This window comes from Sphingobacterium sp. BIGb0165, from assembly GCF_024810095.1.
Taxonomy (GTDB): Bacteria; Bacteroidota; Bacteroidia; order Sphingobacteriales; family Sphingobacteriaceae; genus Sphingobacterium; species Sphingobacterium detergens.
On record NZ_JANUEB010000001.1, the window covers coordinates 771,370 to 789,238 of the forward strand.

The following is a 17,869-nucleotide window of genomic DNA, read 5'->3' on the forward strand; positions in this document are numbered from 1 at the left end:
TATATTCAAAAATCTGTAAATGAAAAAAATAAATCTAACCATGTATTTTGATTCGCCAATTGTTTACCAATTTCCCATTAGTTTTTCACAATTTTCCCAACTTGCCACTTATACTTTCTCCGAAATAATTGTGCGATTATGATCGAAGCACCTATCATATTGGGATCCAAAGGCTAAATACCACTTTTTCATCAAAGCATTTGACATGGATATCACCTTTGTGCGCGGTGATTATCTGTTTGGAGATATAAAGGCCCAATCCCAGGCCGCCTTCATTCTGATTTTTTCTTCCAACAAAAGGTTTAAATAGGTTATCTAATATAGAATCTGTTATCTTATCTCCATCATTTTCTATCTGGAAGATAAATTTCCCACCTTCAATGGAAGAGTTTATAACGATTGTATTTTCTGCAGATCCATGGCGAAATGAATTTCCTATAAGATTTGAAAACACCTGTGCCATACGTTCATGATCACATTTGACCGGAAGTTTTGCTCCAAGATGTGTGAGTATCTTTCTTTCTAGCGAACTTGTTTGGATCTCACGAAGAGCCTGAAGGATCACCTGATCTAATTGGACCACATTTTTGTTCAGATGAATACCCGTACCTAGCTTACTGCGTGCAAAGTCCAGTATGTTATCGATTAAACCTTTCATTCTGTAGGATGAATCGTATATAAGCTTGGCCGTCTGTTTATGTTTCGCATTTTCGAGTTTGTCGGCGAGATACTGCGATAAGGTAATGACAGCACTCAATGGATTTTTCAGGTCGTGTCCCAAAACTGATAATAGGGTATCCCTGCGTTCAGAGTATTGCAATTCCTCACCCAGCAGTGCTTCTGTATTTTTGATTTTTGCAATTGAACCCAAATGAAAACTGATCAGTTCAGATAGAAGTTCAAATAGTGGTGCTATCCGTTCTTTATCGATATACACTGCTTTATAATCTATCGTACAGAGTGTTCCAAAGAACAATCCGTCCTTGTCAACTATCGGGAATGCGATATAACTTTTAAAACCTTTTGCATGCAATTTTCTTTTCCAATCTTCATTTTCACAGTGGTCGATATCCGGAATAATGATAGGTGCATGTTTACCATGTGCTTCATCTCCCAAGGTATAATGTAATTCCAGTTGCTGGCCCACAGAGACCCCAACCCCCAGCGAATCACGTACAGCACAGGCTATCCATTGATGGCCATTGTGGGAGGTCACCAGCCCTAGATCCATGCCTGTATACAAACATATTGTGTTCAATATATTCTTTACTGCAGGGATATCTTCGATCCGCATAAGCAGATGGGAGATTGAATCATTATTTTCTTTCATAACTATTGTGTTTAGTAAAAAAGAAATCAACCTTCAAGACTAAAGATATATGAATTTTTAACGGCTAACTAGCTAAATACAAATTGTATGGAGAATAAGATGTTGGAATTCCTGTTAGAATCTTGTGTTAGCGGATCTTTTGTTTAAATATAAGCAATATTTTATCAGTTTTTCTATTCTTTTCACATGCGAAAGAAGTGAGAATCCTAATTGTGGATACTTTAGATTTCTATTTAAAGAGACCTCGAGTTTCAATTTACAGGAGACGTGTTTATACGTCTTCGTCGGAATATACACGTGAAGTAGCGGTGATAGCCATGCTATTAGAACCAAAGCTGTTTGAAGGATGTTCCATTTCAGAAAGCTCTAGAGCAGTAAATTTACTAAACATGGCAACAACAACTAAAAGTAACGCAAGTGAAAAATCTGAAAATGGAACGATGACGAAACAATCCACAGACCATCAAAAAAAACGCGCAGTATCTGATGCTGCAAAAGATTTGGCCGAGCTTTTTGAAGACGGCCTCAAAGACATTTATTGGGCAGAAAAGGCATTGACAAAAGCATTGACAAAAATGGAAAAAAATGCTACCGCCAATAAGCTAAAAAAAGCGATTTCCAAACACCTTTTGGAGACCGAAAATCATGTGAAACGCTTAGAACAGTGTTTTGAAAGTTTGGAGTTAAAGCCCAAAGCAGAGCGATGCGCAGCGATGGCCGGATTGATCGAAGAGGGCGAACACATTATTGAGGAAACCGAAGAAGGAACTGTTAGAGATGCAGGTATTATCGCTGCTGCCCAAAAAGTTGAGCACTACGAAATTGCCACTTACGGCACACTCGCTGCATTTGCTAAGGTCTTGAAATACAATGAGGCACTGGACTTTCTGCTTGAAACTCTTGCAGAAGAAAAAAAATGTGATACAGATTTAACTGCTTTGGCAGACACTAACCTCAATACACAAGCTAAATAAAAGAGATTAAAAGAAACAAAGAGGCGAGCAAAGTTTTGGGCAGCTCCGACGGAAAGACAAAAAAATGGATCTTACGTCTGTAAGATCCATTTTTTATAAATGATGATCTCTGAAAATTTATCTCTGATCGATAGTAATAGAAAAAAATCATGATGAAAAAGAAAATTGTGGTGTGTGATGATGATAAAGAAATACTGAATGTATTTTCTATGGTGCTAGAGGATCAAGATACAATCGTCGTAACTGTAGCAAACAGTTTAGTCCTAATGGAAGTGTTGGATAGTCTACATGCTGATATACTCTTTTTGGACATACATATGGCTGCACGGAATGGGGACCTGATACTGCGTGATCTCAGGAGCTCATCTAAACATAATAAGCTGCCTGTGGTCATGATTTCGGGTCATATCGATGGACGAAGTATTTCATTAGCATGTGGAGCGGATGGTTTTTTAGCGAAACCTTTTGACCTTACTGACCTGGAAAACTACATCCGAAGATTTGTTTATGAGAATGAATAATAATGCCGCGTGGTTTAAGTTATACGAAATTTTGGGACAATTACAAATACAGTCAAAATCGTTTATTCCAGAAGCGGTATAATAATAGATCTAAGTAAGAAAATTGAAATTTCAAATGAAAAATATAGACAAAGCTATTGAAATAGAAAATATTTTGGCTAGGGAAAAAGTTAATAATCGTTCCTTGATTTTTTTATCAAAGCTTACTGAAAAATTGGGAATTAACAGCTAGCTGTTGATCTGTTTGCTGAAAATTATCGATAGCGCATACAAGAAGATGCTGGCCAGCGACAAGAGATGGCAGAAATACAGCGGTAGATATTTTTTTTGGCAGGGGAAGTGATCAGATTTGCCGCGATCAACTAGCGGGATTGGAGTTTAGGTACCAACATTGGCATTAGGTTATGCATAATGCCAATGTTGATCCCAATCTAAGTAATTGATTTACAAGTAGCTTATCCTGTGGTTATTTAGTTAAAGTACGTTTTATATTTTTAAGCCAGTTGTAGCAGCTTAGGTTAACCTGTATTGCATTGTAGGAAAGGTGCTGAATCTTGCTGGGATAGTAATCATTGGAATAATCCATCTCAATCAAAAAATCATTAGTAATGGCGTACCCACATCCAATTGTTATCCTGTTGCTTCCAAATCGGGGATGTTCCAAAATATCGGTGCCTGTCTGCGTAAAAACCTCCTCGGAAGCGGCTAAATAAATTGTTCCCTTAGCGATCTCCAGGGTATTCAATGGTTTTATCAATTTCAACTGGCTCCTTACCCGGAAATTTTCTTCGAAACCTCTTTGTCTTCTTTTATCAAGATGATCTTCTATTCGCAACCGAGCCGATAATGTAACTGGGGTCTTCTTAAAATAATAAATTCCCTGTATTGCTGACCTGATCTCCGGAAGCCCATCTTGCTCTACAGACCTAATCTCAGGATTGTGATTATATCCCGTAAATAATGACACTTTAAACGTTGCAAAGGAGTAATGAAGCCACACTCGGGCATACAGTTGCGCATTTGTGTGAAAAAGATCATCGCCAATTGGTACACTAGTCCATACCTGTCCAATATTAATTTCATTACTCCATTTTCCTTTTATAGGTGTCACAAATTGAAAATCATTCCAAAACTGATTATAACTACTCGTCTGGCTGTAGATTGCTGTTGGCATTACAATTACATTGAGCAACAGGAAGCAGAATAGTAACCTGATCATTTAGTCCATTTCATAGGTAAATGTGGATGGATTTAACTATTCAGCTTTCTATCTGAAATATAAGGAACAATCGGATAAACATAATTGTCCATGTTCACGCCCAGTTGTTCAGGAGACGACCCCACGAATACGGTTTTCTTGCCCTTGATCCTGATAACGCCTTTGGCGTCAATTTCGATCATTGCCCATATCGGATCTTTGTATGGAACAGTGTATTTGATATTGGGGTGTGTTTTATCGACATCTGCGGAATAACGCATCTCTTTAAAATCGTCTCCAAGCCATTGGTATGAGGCACTATTAATCTGCACATAATGTATTCCATTGATATGGTTATAATAGTCTTGATGGTGGTGTCCGCTGATGACCAAAATAACTTTCTTTTTGCCGGACTTTTCGTTTGCCTTCTCCAGTGCATAACGTAACAATGTTCCGTTTTCCAATCCGCCGGCATCATTATCCAGTCCTTGATGGCAAAACACAATTGTAGGAAAGGAAGTTTCCGCCAGATCTTTTCTTAACCAGTCCAGTTGTACAGGAGAAATATAGCGTGCATATCCATTGGGACGATCGGGGCTTTCATTATGTTCATTACCATCGAGCACAACAATATGGAATCCATTCGAGTCAAATGAATAATATTTTGCCTTAGCATTCCAAAATTCGACGACCTGATCGCGCGTAAATCCTCCATCGGTATCGTGATTACCGATGACATGATATTTGGGACCACTAAATTGATTCCAGACATCCATCAACGCGCGGTTGTTTTTCTTGGGCATACAAAAATCGCCACCCTGGATAATAAAATCTGGTTTCAATTCATTCATCTCTTTGATAAAAGCAGACAAACGCTCAATGCCGTCATGCATAATGTCGTGATGTAGATCAGTAATCATTCCGATCCTGATTTTTGTTACTGCTGAGCTTAATCCTTGATACTTTGAAAAAAGTAAAGTGCCACTTGCTAGCCCGGTAGTTTTTAAAAACTCTTTTCTGTCCATTATTTATTTATGTAAAATCTTGTCATTATTGCGGCATGATCCGAGGGAAACATGATAGGGTGGTAGTCAATAACCCGTGATTCCATAGGAATCAGTTTCTTTGCTTTGTAATAGATAAAATCTATTCGGTCTCTTAGGCCGTACAAATCCGTATTGTTTGCGGCCCTGATTCCCCAAGTTAGGCCCGGATCCAATAGCGGGTTGACATGTAGTTCACGGTAACTGTCCGAAAAGCCGGCTTTAATCATTTCTTTGCTTTCAGGCCAGCCAACAGCACGATTGTAATGTATGCCTTTGGTTACCTCGGTCCAATCCAGATGTGATCCCATATTAAAATCTCCACCCATAATCAGCGGTAAATTATCTGAATTTTTTAGGTATGGGTCTATCTTTTTTAGAATTTCTTTTATTTCCGCATGCCTGGTTGCCCCTTCATCCTTAACCAATTGTTCGGGAGTTTTATTCAGCTGGCGGATACTTGCGTCAACGTCGGGTAGATAGTCTAACCAGGTGTTAAAGTAAACAAGCTTTCCACCGGCGCCCAGGTCCAATTGTACCCCACCGAAATTACTGGGACGGAACACCTTGACAGTTTCTGTCATTGGATAACGGCTCATAATGGAAAGATTGGAACTAATTAAATAAAAATAGTAACCTAAAGAATCCGCAATCACTTCTCCCGATCCGTATGTCTCCACCAGACCAACAATATCTGGATTTGTCGCTTTAATGGTTTCAATTACGCGCTCTAATCCTACTGCCTGACCATAGCGATGACCGCCATGCCAAATGTTCCAGGAGAATACATTCAAATGAGAGGGATCGGCTATTTCACCTTTCACCTTTGCGTTTGGAAAAAACTCCTGATACATTTTTTCTACTTCCCCCGCTGAAATCACCGTTTTCCAAACTTTTACCTCATCTATAAATCCGTTAAATGCGTTCCACTGTCCATTTGATCCGTATTCCCATTTCTCATCTGAACCACCGACTACGGTGGCATATTTGCTGTCAAGACCTTGAAGACCGGGCGTGTTATAGATCGCCATATTTTTCCCGTCAAGGTACAGCCACACTTCCTCTTTATTTTTATCCACAGTAAAGACGATCTGATGCCATTTACCGTCATTTATACGCTGTCTTTCCGCAGTGGGACGATAATCGTAACGCTTTTTCCCATCATTCAACAGCAATGCCCAGGCGCCGTTTTCCCGGGTATAGAGCTGCCATCCCAGAGTCGACAGATCGTCTGCAATTTTATTTCCCATGAGCGGAGTGCCCATTTTGGCATTCGGCAGTGTCTTTGCCCAGATCTGTACAGAAAAGGATGTCTTTTCGTCAAACCGGGGAATAGTGTTCTCTGCCAACCGAACCGGTCTTCTCAAAGTTGCATTTGCTGAAAGATCTAATGCCCGCCCACTTAAGCCTTTTGCATAGTGTGACTGTAGCAGATCAACATTATAATAGGCACTGTCACGCAGTGGAGTATCTTTCTTAAAATTGAAATCGTCAAAGTTCAGATAATAGACAGGCTGCTGCGCACTGGCCTGACGAACAAAAAACATTAAAATTAGTATTGTGATCAGTCTCATACAATGCTTCTATTTTAATAAACTATTGATGGTTTCCCCGATCTGGTTTTCAGATGTAAAATCAAAGCCCAGTAATTTCACCATTGTTTTGGCAAACTGATCGTGATAAATTTGTCCGGCACTCTTTATTTCCCCCAAAGGCTTTACGTGCGGCCCCATAGCAATCAGCCAGGTTTCATCTGCATGGGGAATGCTTGCACCATGGCTTGTCCATTGATCTCCGACACCTCTTCCGTGATCCGGCATAACCATTAATACTGTGTTATCTTTATAGAAGGGATCTTCCTGCAGATAACTCCAGAGGCTGCTGATCATGGCGTCTATATTTCTGGTAGCATCAAGATAGAAATCATATTCATCGCTATGCCCATATTCATCCGTATCCGCAAGGTCGAGATAAACCACTTTAGGATGTCTGGCTCTCATATAGGATTTGGCCAGCGCATACGTAGTGGCATCCAAACGTTCGCCGCTTCCCCATATTTTGGGTTCGTAGTGCTGGATTTCGTTGCTCAGCTTTTCTCCTTCACTCAGGTTACGACCAGCGATATTTTCACCGGGAATATTAACCAGTAAACCATTCCGATCTCTGTTTATGACCCGACCTACAGCATCCCAGGAAGCAAAACTGACAACTTTACCTTTATACCCCTTTTTCTGATCGATGAATTCCAGAATATTTTTATTCCCATTGTTAGGATGGTCATTGGATTTTACTTTAGGATCGGCATAGCCTGTAAGATTCTCGCTTCTGCCGGGGTAAGATATCCAATAAGGATTCTTGACATTAACTTTATTATCCAGATCCCTGTTTCCATAAATCTGTCCCTGTTTAGCGATAATGCTCCATGTGAAAGGCATTAGCTTAGTTCTTCTTTGAATTAGATCATCAGACCAATATTTTGCTATTCTTTCGAGGGAATCCTGCGAATTAAATTTTGCATTTAACAGCAGATCTTTCTCTGCGCCCTTAAATACCTCTTGCCAGCGTAGACCATCTACCGAAATGATCACCAGATTGTCTGCATGCGCACGTCTTTGTGCAAAGGCGCTCTGTATGAGGCAAAGAAGTAATAATAAGCTATTTAATTTTTTCATGAGTTGAAAATTGAGGTTTTATGGGATATTTATTCATCTTAAATTAAGCCTTGCTTAAATGTCCTGCGGGTTTCAATTAATTAAAATCCAGGGATTAAATACTAACATTAGGTTTTGAGTTCTTAAAATAATCTGGTTCATAACTAAAGCCCCGGATTAAAGACCGGTATTAACAATATATATTCAAAGTGGGCGGTAACATTGATAGTCTTAATTTTAAGGCTTTCATTAACCATTGTAAATATATATAAATACTAAACAATGTTTAAATATGTTTAACTTTTTTTATATAAAATTTTTATTACAACACCGCTCACTCTGTTACCTATTGAATTATTTCATTTAGGAGGTACTCGCAATCCATTAATTCTAAAAATAGCCAATAACATACTCGGACTAGTGTTATCTAATTCGATTATTTGACAAATGTGAATTGTAAACAGCTTTAATAGAAGATTTCATGATAATATTGTTTTGGCTTAGCAATTTCTCTTTTTGGCTACGTCCCACGAAAACCGTTTTCAGAACTTTGTTTCATCATCAAAATTAAAGAAATGAAAAAAGTATTTATTACAGGAGCGAACAAAAGTATTGGTTACGAGACTGCTCGCCAATTGCTACAGAAAGGGTATTATGTCTATTTGGGAACCCGCAATTTGAAGAATGGCCAGCAATCTATTGAAAAGTTGAAATCGGAAGGCCTGAGTAATGTTGAAGCTATCCTAATCGACATCACTGACCAGGCGTCGGTAGATGCAGCGCGAAAAGAAATTGGCGGAAAAACAGAGATATTAGATGTTCTTATTAATAATGCAGGAATAAGTGGCGGGATGCCACAGAAACCGGCATCTGTAGATCTTAAAGTTTTGCACGAAGTCTTTAATGTTAATTTATATGGAACGGTAAGAACGACAACCGCTTTTATAGATCTATTGAAAAATTCTTCGCAACCACGTATTGTTAATGTAACCTCTGGGATGGCATCCATGACGCTTTGCAGCAACCCCGATTTTCAATACCGCGATTATGTGGGCGGTATTTATGGACCATCAAAAGCAGCACTCAATATGTACACGATCGCACTTGCACTTGAATTGCGCGACACTGCGTTTAAGGTGAATGCTGTTGACCCGGGTTTTACAGCAACAGACTTTAACAACCACCGCGGTACGGGTAGTATTGAGGCAGCAGGCAAACGTATTTTAAAATACGTTATGATCGGGGAGGATGGACCGACAGGGAAATTTATATCCGAAGAGATCAATCCCGAAACCGGTATCGTTGCTTTTTAGACATAAAAAAAACATTTAAATTTACCATATGGAAAAGGAAGAAGGATTACCTCGCAAATTCAAATCTTTGTCAGACTTTCATCGGGTGCTGGGACAGGTGATGCCCTTCCATCCGATGGTGAGCCTGATCGATATCACCGTTAATCATATTCATCCGGATGAAACCTTTAGCTCGTTTATGACAGATTTCTATCAGATCATATATAAGCCGGATATGCAAGGAAAGGCAAGATATGGACAAAATTACTATGACTTTGCCGAAGGAGGATTGATATTTTCAGCACCGCATCAGATATTCGAAGCCCCACCACGTAGCGCAAAATCAGGTTACGTTTTATCTATTCATCCAGATTTTTTGTTATCCTATCCGTTGGCAAAGAAAATAAAACAGCATGGATTCTTTTCCTATGCCACTAATGAGGCACTTCACCTGTCCGAACATGAAAAGCAAACGATCATGTCAATCTTTAAAATAATTGATGATGAATTAAAGAGCAGGATGGATGAGTTGAGCCATGAGGTAATTATTTCCCAGCTTGATTTGTTACTGAATTACTGCAACCGTTTCTACAAAAGGCAGTTTATCACGAGAAAAGTAGTAAATAATGATCTTTTAATTAGAATGGAAGACTTTTTGGATAATCATTTCAATAGTATGGAACTATTCGGCAAGGCACTGCCGACCGTACACGATCTTGCGGAACATCTGAATACATCCCCAAGTTATTTGAGCGATATGCTTCGCTCATTGACCGGACAAAATGCACAACAGCACATACATAATAAACTGATTGATAAAGCTAAGGAAAAGCTGTCCACGACTGAAAATTCCATTAGTGAAATCGCATACCAGTTAGGTTTCGAACATCCACAATCCTTCAGCAAATTATTTAAGGCAAAAATGAATGTTTCACCTTCAATATTTAGACAGTCTTTTAACTGACACTTTTTTGGCGTATAACTATTTTGGAATCCAGGAAAACGAAAGTGCTACACGTAGTGTTGCGATTATTAATGAAACAAGTAATATGACTTCCTATATGAGCAGGCTTTCTTATGCTGTAGCTGTTAATGTCAAAGAGCTGTCTTTTGACAGCTCTTTGATGTCTATGTAAACCCCATGATCGGTCATAAGTTTACCTGGCATTTCGATAAAATGATACGTCGGGATTGATAAAACATTGCCGTTGGAAATAGATACAGATTAGCTCACTTTACTTTCATCATTTTTTACCAGTTGATTGATAAAATAGTATGGGGTCATGCCTGTTTTATTCTTAAAAATCGTTGTAAAGACTATTGCTGATGAAAATCCAGCTGTTTCCGCTAGATAAGCAATCTTGTATTTTCTGAATTGCGGCTCCTCATATAGTTTTTGTGTGATGAATTGAATGCGTAGTGTATTGATGTAACCATTAAAATTTTGTCCGCGGTGTGCTTTAATGATCTCAGAGATGTATCGCGTATTTGTGCCAAGATGATGAGCCAATGAGGACAGTGTGAGATCTTTTCGGGTATATCGATTGGATATCTCAAATTTTTGCAACTTTTTCAATAAAAGAGCTACAGTTTCATCTGGGATATATGTACTTCTTTTTGATGCAACATATTCTTTATCAACAATATTAGGTTTTTCTTCCATTGTTTCTTTTTGACTAAGCTTTGTGATCAACGCTTGATATTTTTGATGTATTCGGGATTTGCTGATACGAATCCAGTACCAGATAAATAGGATCAAGACGATCAATACTATTGCCACAACGAGGAGGATGGTTTTTAGATGCTCGTTGTAATCCGACTTTTGCTGAGCAACCTTTTTCTGAAAAAAAGAGTTTAAATTTAATTTTCTTTGCTCCGTAATACTATCATCGATATCGGAAAATAACCTAGAATAAAACTTAGAGGAGTCAATTTTGTTGATCTCAAGGTATGACTTGTACAAAACTTGATAAAATTCCTTTCTTAGCTTCGGAAGTATATATTCTTTATTTGTGTCCAACCCTAATTGAGCAAAATTGATCGCAGTTCTATAATTCTTTTGCCGGAAATAAAAATCACTGATATTAAAAAGTAATTGTGTTTTTTGGAATAAAAGATAAAGGATATCTTTTTCATTACGTAATTTATAAGCAGCGAGGTAATAGGTCTCTGCCGAGTCCAATTGCCTACTGTCTTCGTGGGCACATGCTAAAGCTTCTAATTGTGATGCAAGGAGATTGTTTTTTGCTAACCTCAAATACTCAGAAGTATCCGCAACATTTTTTACTGCCTGTTGACTTTTATGGAGGGATATGAATCTATTCTTATTGTCTTTTTTAATGCCGTAATAGTTGGCTATATTTATATAGGTATTAGCTAATGTTATATTTTTTTCGTTTATATCGGAAATGTTCTCAGCACTTGTTGTGGCTTTCTCAAGCTGTTTAAAACTTAAGTCGATTAATCCGAGGTCATTATATGCATTACTTTGGAGCTGATATATTTGTATTAGCGCGGCGTATCGTTTTAGTTTGACCGCCAGTCTTTCTCCAATTTTTGATTCTTCGATCAGTTGTGTCAAATCCCTTTTGTTATCAGAAAGAATATCTATAATTTGTATAGTGCAGGTGAGTGCACCTTCAGAATAGCCAACTTTTTCAGATTGTTTCCGTAGTGTCCTAAAGTTGTGAAGTAAGGAATCTGGATCCCCGCCTGACACTAATATATCATATTGTTTGTATATTCTATCTTCAATACCACTGTATAGAATTTTACTATCCTGTGCAGACAAACACAAAGAAAAAAAAAGGTAAGCGGATAAAAAGATAAACTTTTTTGTTAAAATCATTTGATGAAGACTGTTGCTGGTCATGCTATTGAGTCATAAAAAATTTTACCAGAGCCTCTATATTATTTGTGACATATAAGGGCTATTTGTATCAAGACCACGAATAATATAATATCTTGTTTCGGGAATTAGTCTGATCTTTCCTATTTCCCTTTTTAAATAAAAGAGTTGAATTTCATCAGTAATAATAAAGCTTCTTTTGAGCGAATAGATTTTTTTGAATTTAACATGTAATTAGAATTTCGATAAAATTTATTTTAGCAAACTTAATTCTATTTTTTATAAAAGACACTATGTTGCATCTAATAATATCGATTTAGTTTCATCTTTTTTGGAGTTCTATTTTTATTTCTTCCTTATCAGTTCCATTAGACATTATTTTGTATTTCTAATTGTTTTAGCGTAAACCAATCTCTTATCTGACTCCTATCGCTATAATTAATAGCCGATATTCTATAAAAAATGCATTATAAATTACTTATAAAGAGATTGTTATATATTTTTTTTGGTATTGTAAATTCCGAAATTCTATTGTATTTTCTTTTTTTCCATTTGATATAACCTTTAGTTTAGGGGTAGTATAATGAAGTATAATATACTTAACAGGATTAAAATATGAACCAATTTTTTTATTTAGCTGCACTAACTTTTTTTGGAATTTCAGTGTCCAATGCACAGGTCAAACCAGGAGATACAACACTTGTATCGACAAAGGGACAATTAGCAGAACTCATTTCTTTAGACCGGGGAAATCACAAGTATCAGGTTGCAGATTATTTTGCAAAACCTAAGCAATCGGATTTTCGATTGTCGCCTAATGGTAAATACATATCATATCGTGAAAAGGATGAAAATTTAAAGAATCACGTGATGATCAAGGAGGTTGCAACAGGTAGCATAGTTCGTGCGATCGAAGAAAAAGACGAATTGATCCGTGGAATGGCTTGGATCAATAATGATCGATTGATCTATGTCATGGATCAAGGTGGCAATGAGAATAATCATATTTATGCGATCAATATCGATGGTAGTAATAATATTGACCTAACACCATTTGCCGATGTAAAGGCTTCCATATTGACCTCCATTAAGGAACAAAAGGATTATCTCATTATCCAGATGAATAAAGACAATAAGCAGGTGTTTGAACCCTATAAAGTGAATGTCAACACAGGAGTCTTAGAAAAACTGTTTAATAATGAAGATCCCGAAAATGCGATTGTCGGATATGATTTTGATAAAGATGGTAATCTTCGTGGCTATACCAAAATGTTTAATGGCACCAATAACCAATATTTCTATAAACCACAAGGTAGTTCGAGTTTTCAATTGTTGCATACGACCAAGTGGGATGAAACATTTAACGTTGTCATATTTAATTATGCATCAAAAAAACCCGATGAAGCATATGTAGTGACCAATTTGGATTCAGATAAATCAAAAATCGTTTTATATGATCTAAAGAACAAAAAAATAATCAGGGAGATATACACCAATGAAGAATATGATGCGGATCTGATTTCGTTATCCAGAAAACGGAATTGGGAGATTGATTTTGTTGGCTACGAAGGTGAAAAAGTTATCATTAAACCTATCAGTGAGACTTTTAAGAAAATTTATGAAAAATTGGATTCGCAATTTAAAGGTTATGAATTCTCTATTTCAGGAAAGACAGATAATGAAGATCAATTATTAATCTCCGTTAGAAGTGATAAATTATATGGCCGATTTTACCATTATGATACAAAAAGTGGAAAGATCACATTGTTGAATGATCTGATGCCGCAGCTGAAAGAAGAGGATATGGTCGAAATGCGTCCTATCACTTTTAAATCCCGCGATGGTTTAACACTACACGGATACATTACCTTACCCAAAGAGGCACTGGATGGTAAGAGAGTACCATTAGTTGTCAACCCTCATGGTGGGCCACAGGGTTTGAGAGATAGCTGGGGTTTTAATCCTGAGAGCCAACTATTCGCTAGCAGAGGATATGCTACGCTACAGGTGAATTTTCGTATATCAGGAGGGTATGGTAAAGAATTCCTTCGTGCTGGTTTTAAACAAGTTGGTCGCAAAGTGATGGATGATGTCGAAGATGGTATACAATATGTTATCGACCAGGGCTGGGTTGATAAAAATAATATCGCAATTTATGGGGCCAGCCATGGCGGGTATGCTGTATTACGAGGTTTAACAAAAACCCCTAATTTATATAAGGCAGGTGTAGACTATGTGGGCGTTTCTAATATCTTCACGCTGATAAGCTCAATTCCTGAATATTGGAAACCCTATAAGGAATTGATACATACTGTATGGTATGATCTGGGAAAAGAAGACGAAGCAGCAATAGCAAAAGAAGTATCGCCAATTTTTCATGTGGACAAAATTAAAGCACCTTTATTTGTGGTTCAAGGAGCCAATGATCCACGCGTTAAAATAGCAGAATCAGATCAGATCGTAAAAGCTTTGCGTGACAAAGGAGTAGATGTGCCGTATATGGTTAAATATGATGAAGGACATGGGTTTTATAAAGAAGAGAATAGTATTGAATTTTATAAGGCAATGATGGGATTTTTTAGTAAACATCTAAAATAAAAGTTAAGATATATATGTTTGTTGGTCATAGCAGAGCTATATAAACCCTGTTATGACCAACAGTCTTTAAGAAAACGCTTCAATGTTTGAAGTCCAAGATTTTTGCCGCTGATATCAGAAGGTACATTGCATTAATTCTATTATTATCGAGAATAACTTTTGCAGTAAAAACAGATGAGATTGAATAACGAAATTATGTGTTATTTAAGCGTTATAATAGCAGCTTATTTTGTGCTTATTGTTGCTAATGCGTACTGGTGGCATTTTGAAAGCAATGTACTTGTCATTAATCAGCAGGACATTACCATTCGGTTATTGCTCATTCAATTGTTGATTAGTATTATTTCATTAACTCAAGTATTACAATGTGGCATCAAAATTAAAAGCTGGGAATTCTGGGCATTTTTTATTTCTGTAACCAATTTTTCATCTGCTGTTATTACTATTATAGTTATCCAATTCAATTAGACAGAACTTCTCGGTCTATGAGATTTATTGTCAATAGATGTTCGCGAGTTATCAATTAGTATCATAAGTAATCCCCAAAAGAATTGTTCATCTTACTATTGCAGTAGGGCTGTTTATGGGGTAGAGACAGCATTGAAAGTGCGTCAAAATAGAAGCTTTTGACCCTGAAAAGAAGCGCTATATTAATTCAATACCTTTGACTTCTAATTTAATATTATTTAACATTACAACATAATTATATTATCTATATTGTATCCGATAATAAACCTGTATTATGGAGAAAGTAATATTACCTTTTCTGTTGACCTTTGTTTTGAATGTCTTTCTTTCAGTTTTTACCTATGCGCAACAGATCAAATCCTATAACGTTGATCAGCAGATTATTAAAAATGGACTGCCTGCAGGTTGGTTCTTAGCAGAATCCCGAGGCTATTCTTTCACCATTGAAAGACATAGCAAGTACGCCGATAAAACACAGTTAAAAATTAGTAGTGTACGCGATAGCAATGGTTATTCAGGTGTTTTGATGCTGAATATTCCCGAAAACCTAGAAGGGAAGGAAATTGCTTTTGAAGGAAAAATCAAGACAGAGAATATAACTCCTGATGGATTCGCAGGATTATTTCTCCAATTAAAACCCAAAGTTGACGTCGAGAATATGGAATCCCAGAAATTGAATGGAACGCATGACTGGGAAACATTTGGTGTCAGGCTTAAGTTAAAACCAAAAGAAACACGGAGTATTGCCATTGGGACTTTTATCGTTGGTAAGGGGACAGCCTGGTTCGCCGATCTTACCCTTAAAATAGATGGTAAGGATTATACCAAGGCGCTGCAATACCCAAGCATAAACAAAGCAGATACTATTTATAATTTCAATTCACAGTTGAAAGAAATTCCACTAACGACAGATAATATCGCTAAATTAGCCCATACAGCTCAGATTTGGGGGATGTTAAAATATTTTCATCCTGCCGTTACTTCGGGGAAATGGGATATGGATACGGAGCTTTTCAAATTTATCCCAAACCTGTTGGTGGGTAAGGATCAGGCTGCTACCGAACATCTTTTGAGTGAATGGATCCAGCATTTTGGCCCCTTTCAACCATCTGTGGAGCAATCGACCATTGCTGCCGAAAAAATTGCAGCAGCAACCAACGATGAATGGATAGATAAATTGCCTTATTCCAATAAACTCAAAGCAAAGCTTACAGCGCTGTTCCGTGTGATGCCAGTAGTGCCAAACCAATATATAGACTATTTTGAAGGTGCCGGCAACCCCCAGTTTTATGAATACAGTTACAAAACTGTTCAGCTTTCAGACGTAGGTTTTCGACTTTTAGGGTTATTCCGATATTGGAATGCCATGCAATATTTTAACCCTAACCAAAAGCTCTCAGCACAACCATGGGATCAAGTATTGACAGATTTTATACCGCTATTTGTCGGAGCGAAAACCAAAGCTTCACTGGATGGAACTTATCTCAAGCTTTTTTCAAAAATCAATGATACCCATGCATTTTCTTACCTTTCAGACTATTATCATAAAGATATATTTGGCCCACGTGCTGTAGGATTTAAGAGCGGTTTTATTCAGAACCAGTTGGTGGTCACAGGGCTCTCAGATGATCAGTTTAAAACTGGGCAGGAGTTAAAGGTCGGCGATATTATTATGGAGATTGCAGGTAAGCCCGTTTCGGGTATGATTGATTCATTGAGACCATACATCGCTGCTTCCAATGAAAGTGCGCTAATGCGTGACCTTCCGAGTCGGATGTTAAGAACTGCAGATTCCCTATTAATGTTGAAGATTCACCGCGAGGGTAGGGAATCGGTTTTTTATATCCCCACGCGTGCTATCGAGTCAATAAAATATACGGATGCAGAACCCAAGCCCGCGATCCGGAAAATGAAAGACGGCATTTTGGTGGTCGATATCGGTGTCTTTAAGAATTCAGATACCCAACGGCTAAAAGACAGCCTGCAAGGACAACGTGGGCTTATCTTGGACTATCGTAATTATCCTTCGGCGAGCATGCATGATGAATTGCGTGATGTGATCTTTCCATCAGAAAAAGACTTTGTAATATTTTCGACGAGTAAAGGTATGCGCCCCGGACTGTTCAAATACACTGATCCGGTCAACGCCGGAGCGGTAAATCCGAAAGCTTTTACCGGTAAAGTCGTTATCTTGGTTAACGAGCGCGCTCAGAGCGCATCTGAATTTCAGGTGATGGCATTTCGTACAATACCCGGCTCTCTGGTTGTTGGCTCTCAGACAGCGGGAGCAGACGGCAATATAAGCTGGCTCCCACTTCCACTGGGATATTCAACTGCTTTTTCGGGTATAGGAGTGTATTATCCTGATAAAAGCGAAACGCAGGGGATAGGTATTGTACCCGATAAGATTGTATATCCCACTATTGAGGGGATACGGAAGCATCAGGATGAGGTACTACAGGCAGGTATTGATTTGATAATAAAACAATAGGCGAAAGTTTTCACTCCATTCGATCGCAGATACAACAAAGCACAATTGCGAAAATTGGCTAACTTGGTGTCTCATGCGGTCGTTGGTTTAATTATAAAATTAAAATGAGCAATATATTAGATACAATTTGGGTTTTTCATGGTGAAGGAGGACGGTTTTCAAGTGGAGTTTTTACTTCAATTGAAAAGGCAGAAATATGGATAGATGGACATAAGTTATCAGGAGTTTTAACAGCATATCCAATTGATGAAGGGGTGTACGACTGGGCATTATTTAATAATTTTTTAGATGTGAAAAAGCAATCTCAGATGTCGCCAAATTTTATCCAACAATTTACATCCGCAAGTCAAGATCATTATCATTATGAAAATGGAACTAGGGATAATTAATCTTCATGCAATCAGAAGTGATCAGGATTGATTTTCAAGTTTTTAAATCCTGTCCGTTTGGGCAGG

14 protein-coding genes are annotated in these 17,869 nt (G+C 37.7%); 8 read left to right on the forward strand and 6 right to left on the reverse strand.

What is annotated here, in order from left to right:
• Window positions 1–154: 154 nt before the first annotated feature.
• Window positions 155–1,330 (reverse strand): GAF domain-containing sensor histidine kinase, encoded by a 1,176-nt coding sequence (locus M2408_RS03330; protein ID WP_259179244.1) that lies wholly within the window; start codon window positions 1,328–1,330, stop codon window positions 155–157.
• A 389-nt stretch (window positions 1,331–1,719) separates the two neighbouring features.
• Here M2408_RS03330 and M2408_RS03335 point away from each other — a divergent pair, with 389 nt between their 5' ends.
• Both M2408_RS03335 and M2408_RS03340 read left to right on the forward strand, forming a co-directional pair.
• Window positions 1,720–2,304: a ferritin-like domain-containing protein gene (locus tag M2408_RS03335; protein WP_259179246.1), complete on the forward strand. Its 585-nt coding sequence runs from the start codon at window positions 1,720–1,722 to the stop codon at window positions 2,302–2,304.
• A gap of 149 nt (window positions 2,305–2,453) precedes the next feature.
• Window positions 2,454–2,825: a response regulator gene (locus M2408_RS03340; protein WP_259179248.1), complete on the forward strand. Its 372-nt coding sequence runs from the start codon at window positions 2,454–2,456 to the stop codon at window positions 2,823–2,825.
• 466 nt (window positions 2,826–3,291) lie between these two features.
• On the opposite strand, the gene M2408_RS03345 is transcribed toward M2408_RS03340, so the two are convergent.
• Genes M2408_RS03345 through M2408_RS03360 form a run of 4 tightly spaced genes read right to left on the reverse strand, consistent with a single transcriptional unit; the run spans window position 3,292 to window position 7,738 of the window.
• Window positions 3,292–4,044 (reverse strand): DUF2490 domain-containing protein, encoded by a 753-nt coding sequence (locus M2408_RS03345; protein WP_259179250.1) that lies wholly within the window; start codon window positions 4,042–4,044, stop codon window positions 3,292–3,294.
• Window positions 4,045–4,076: 32 nt separating this feature from the next.
• Window positions 4,077–5,048, reverse strand: coding sequence for a metallophosphoesterase (locus M2408_RS03350; RefSeq protein WP_259179252.1), 972 nt, complete (start codon window positions 5,046–5,048; stop codon window positions 4,077–4,079).
• The gene (locus M2408_RS03355; protein WP_259179254.1) at window positions 5,048–6,640 is read right to left on the reverse strand and encodes a LamG-like jellyroll fold domain-containing protein; all 1,593 of its coding nucleotides are present in this window, start codon (window positions 6,638–6,640) and stop codon (window positions 5,048–5,050) included. The genes M2408_RS03350 and M2408_RS03355 overlap by 1 nt, the downstream gene beginning before the upstream one ends.
• A gap of 9 nt (window positions 6,641–6,649) precedes the next feature.
• Window positions 6,650–7,738: a phosphoglyceromutase gene (locus M2408_RS03360; RefSeq protein ID WP_259179256.1), complete on the reverse strand. Its 1,089-nt coding sequence runs from the start codon at window positions 7,736–7,738 to the stop codon at window positions 6,650–6,652.
• Window positions 7,739–8,292: 554 nt separating this feature from the next.
• On the opposite strand from M2408_RS03360, the gene M2408_RS03365 reads away from it, so the two are divergent.
• The 3 genes from M2408_RS03365 to M2408_RS03375 are packed head-to-tail and all read left to right on the forward strand — an operon-like array spanning window position 8,293 to window position 10,145.
• Window positions 8,293–9,030: an SDR family NAD(P)-dependent oxidoreductase gene (locus M2408_RS03365; protein ID WP_259179258.1), complete on the forward strand. Its 738-nt coding sequence runs from the start codon at window positions 8,293–8,295 to the stop codon at window positions 9,028–9,030.
• 28 nt (window positions 9,031–9,058) lie between these two features.
• Entirely contained in the window at window positions 9,059–9,973 is a 915-nt protein-coding gene (locus tag M2408_RS03370) for an AraC family transcriptional regulator (protein ID WP_259179259.1), read from the forward strand.
• 7 nt (window positions 9,974–9,980) lie between these two features.
• A complete protein-coding gene (locus tag M2408_RS03375) occupies window positions 9,981–10,145 on the forward strand; it encodes a hypothetical protein (protein ID WP_259179260.1) in 165 nt (54 codons plus the stop codon).
• Between the two features lie 89 nt (window positions 10,146–10,234).
• Here M2408_RS03375 and M2408_RS03380 read toward each other — a convergent pair whose 3' ends face one another.
• Window positions 10,235–11,857 (reverse strand): helix-turn-helix domain-containing protein, encoded by a 1,623-nt coding sequence (locus tag M2408_RS03380; protein WP_259179261.1) that lies wholly within the window; start codon window positions 11,855–11,857, stop codon window positions 10,235–10,237.
• Window positions 11,858–12,472: 615 nt separating this feature from the next.
• Here M2408_RS03380 and M2408_RS03385 point away from each other — a divergent pair.
• The 3 genes from M2408_RS03385 (at window position 12,473) to M2408_RS03395 (ending at window position 17,803) form a co-directional block, all read left to right on the forward strand.
• Window positions 12,473–14,455 carry a S9 family peptidase gene (locus tag M2408_RS03385; RefSeq protein WP_259179263.1) on the forward strand — a complete coding sequence of 661 codons (1,983 nt, stop codon included), beginning with the start codon at window positions 12,473–12,475 and terminating at the stop codon, window positions 14,453–14,455.
• Window positions 14,456–15,197: 742 nt separating this feature from the next.
• On the forward strand, window positions 15,198–17,414 hold the full coding sequence (locus tag M2408_RS03390; RefSeq protein WP_259179264.1) for a S41 family peptidase: 2,217 nt from the start codon (window positions 15,198–15,200) through the stop codon (window positions 17,412–17,414).
• Between the two features lie 104 nt (window positions 17,415–17,518).
• Entirely contained in the window at window positions 17,519–17,803 is a 285-nt protein-coding gene (locus tag M2408_RS03395; protein ID WP_259179266.1) for a hypothetical protein, read from the forward strand.
• The last annotated feature ends 66 nt before the right edge of the window (window positions 17,804–17,869 follow it).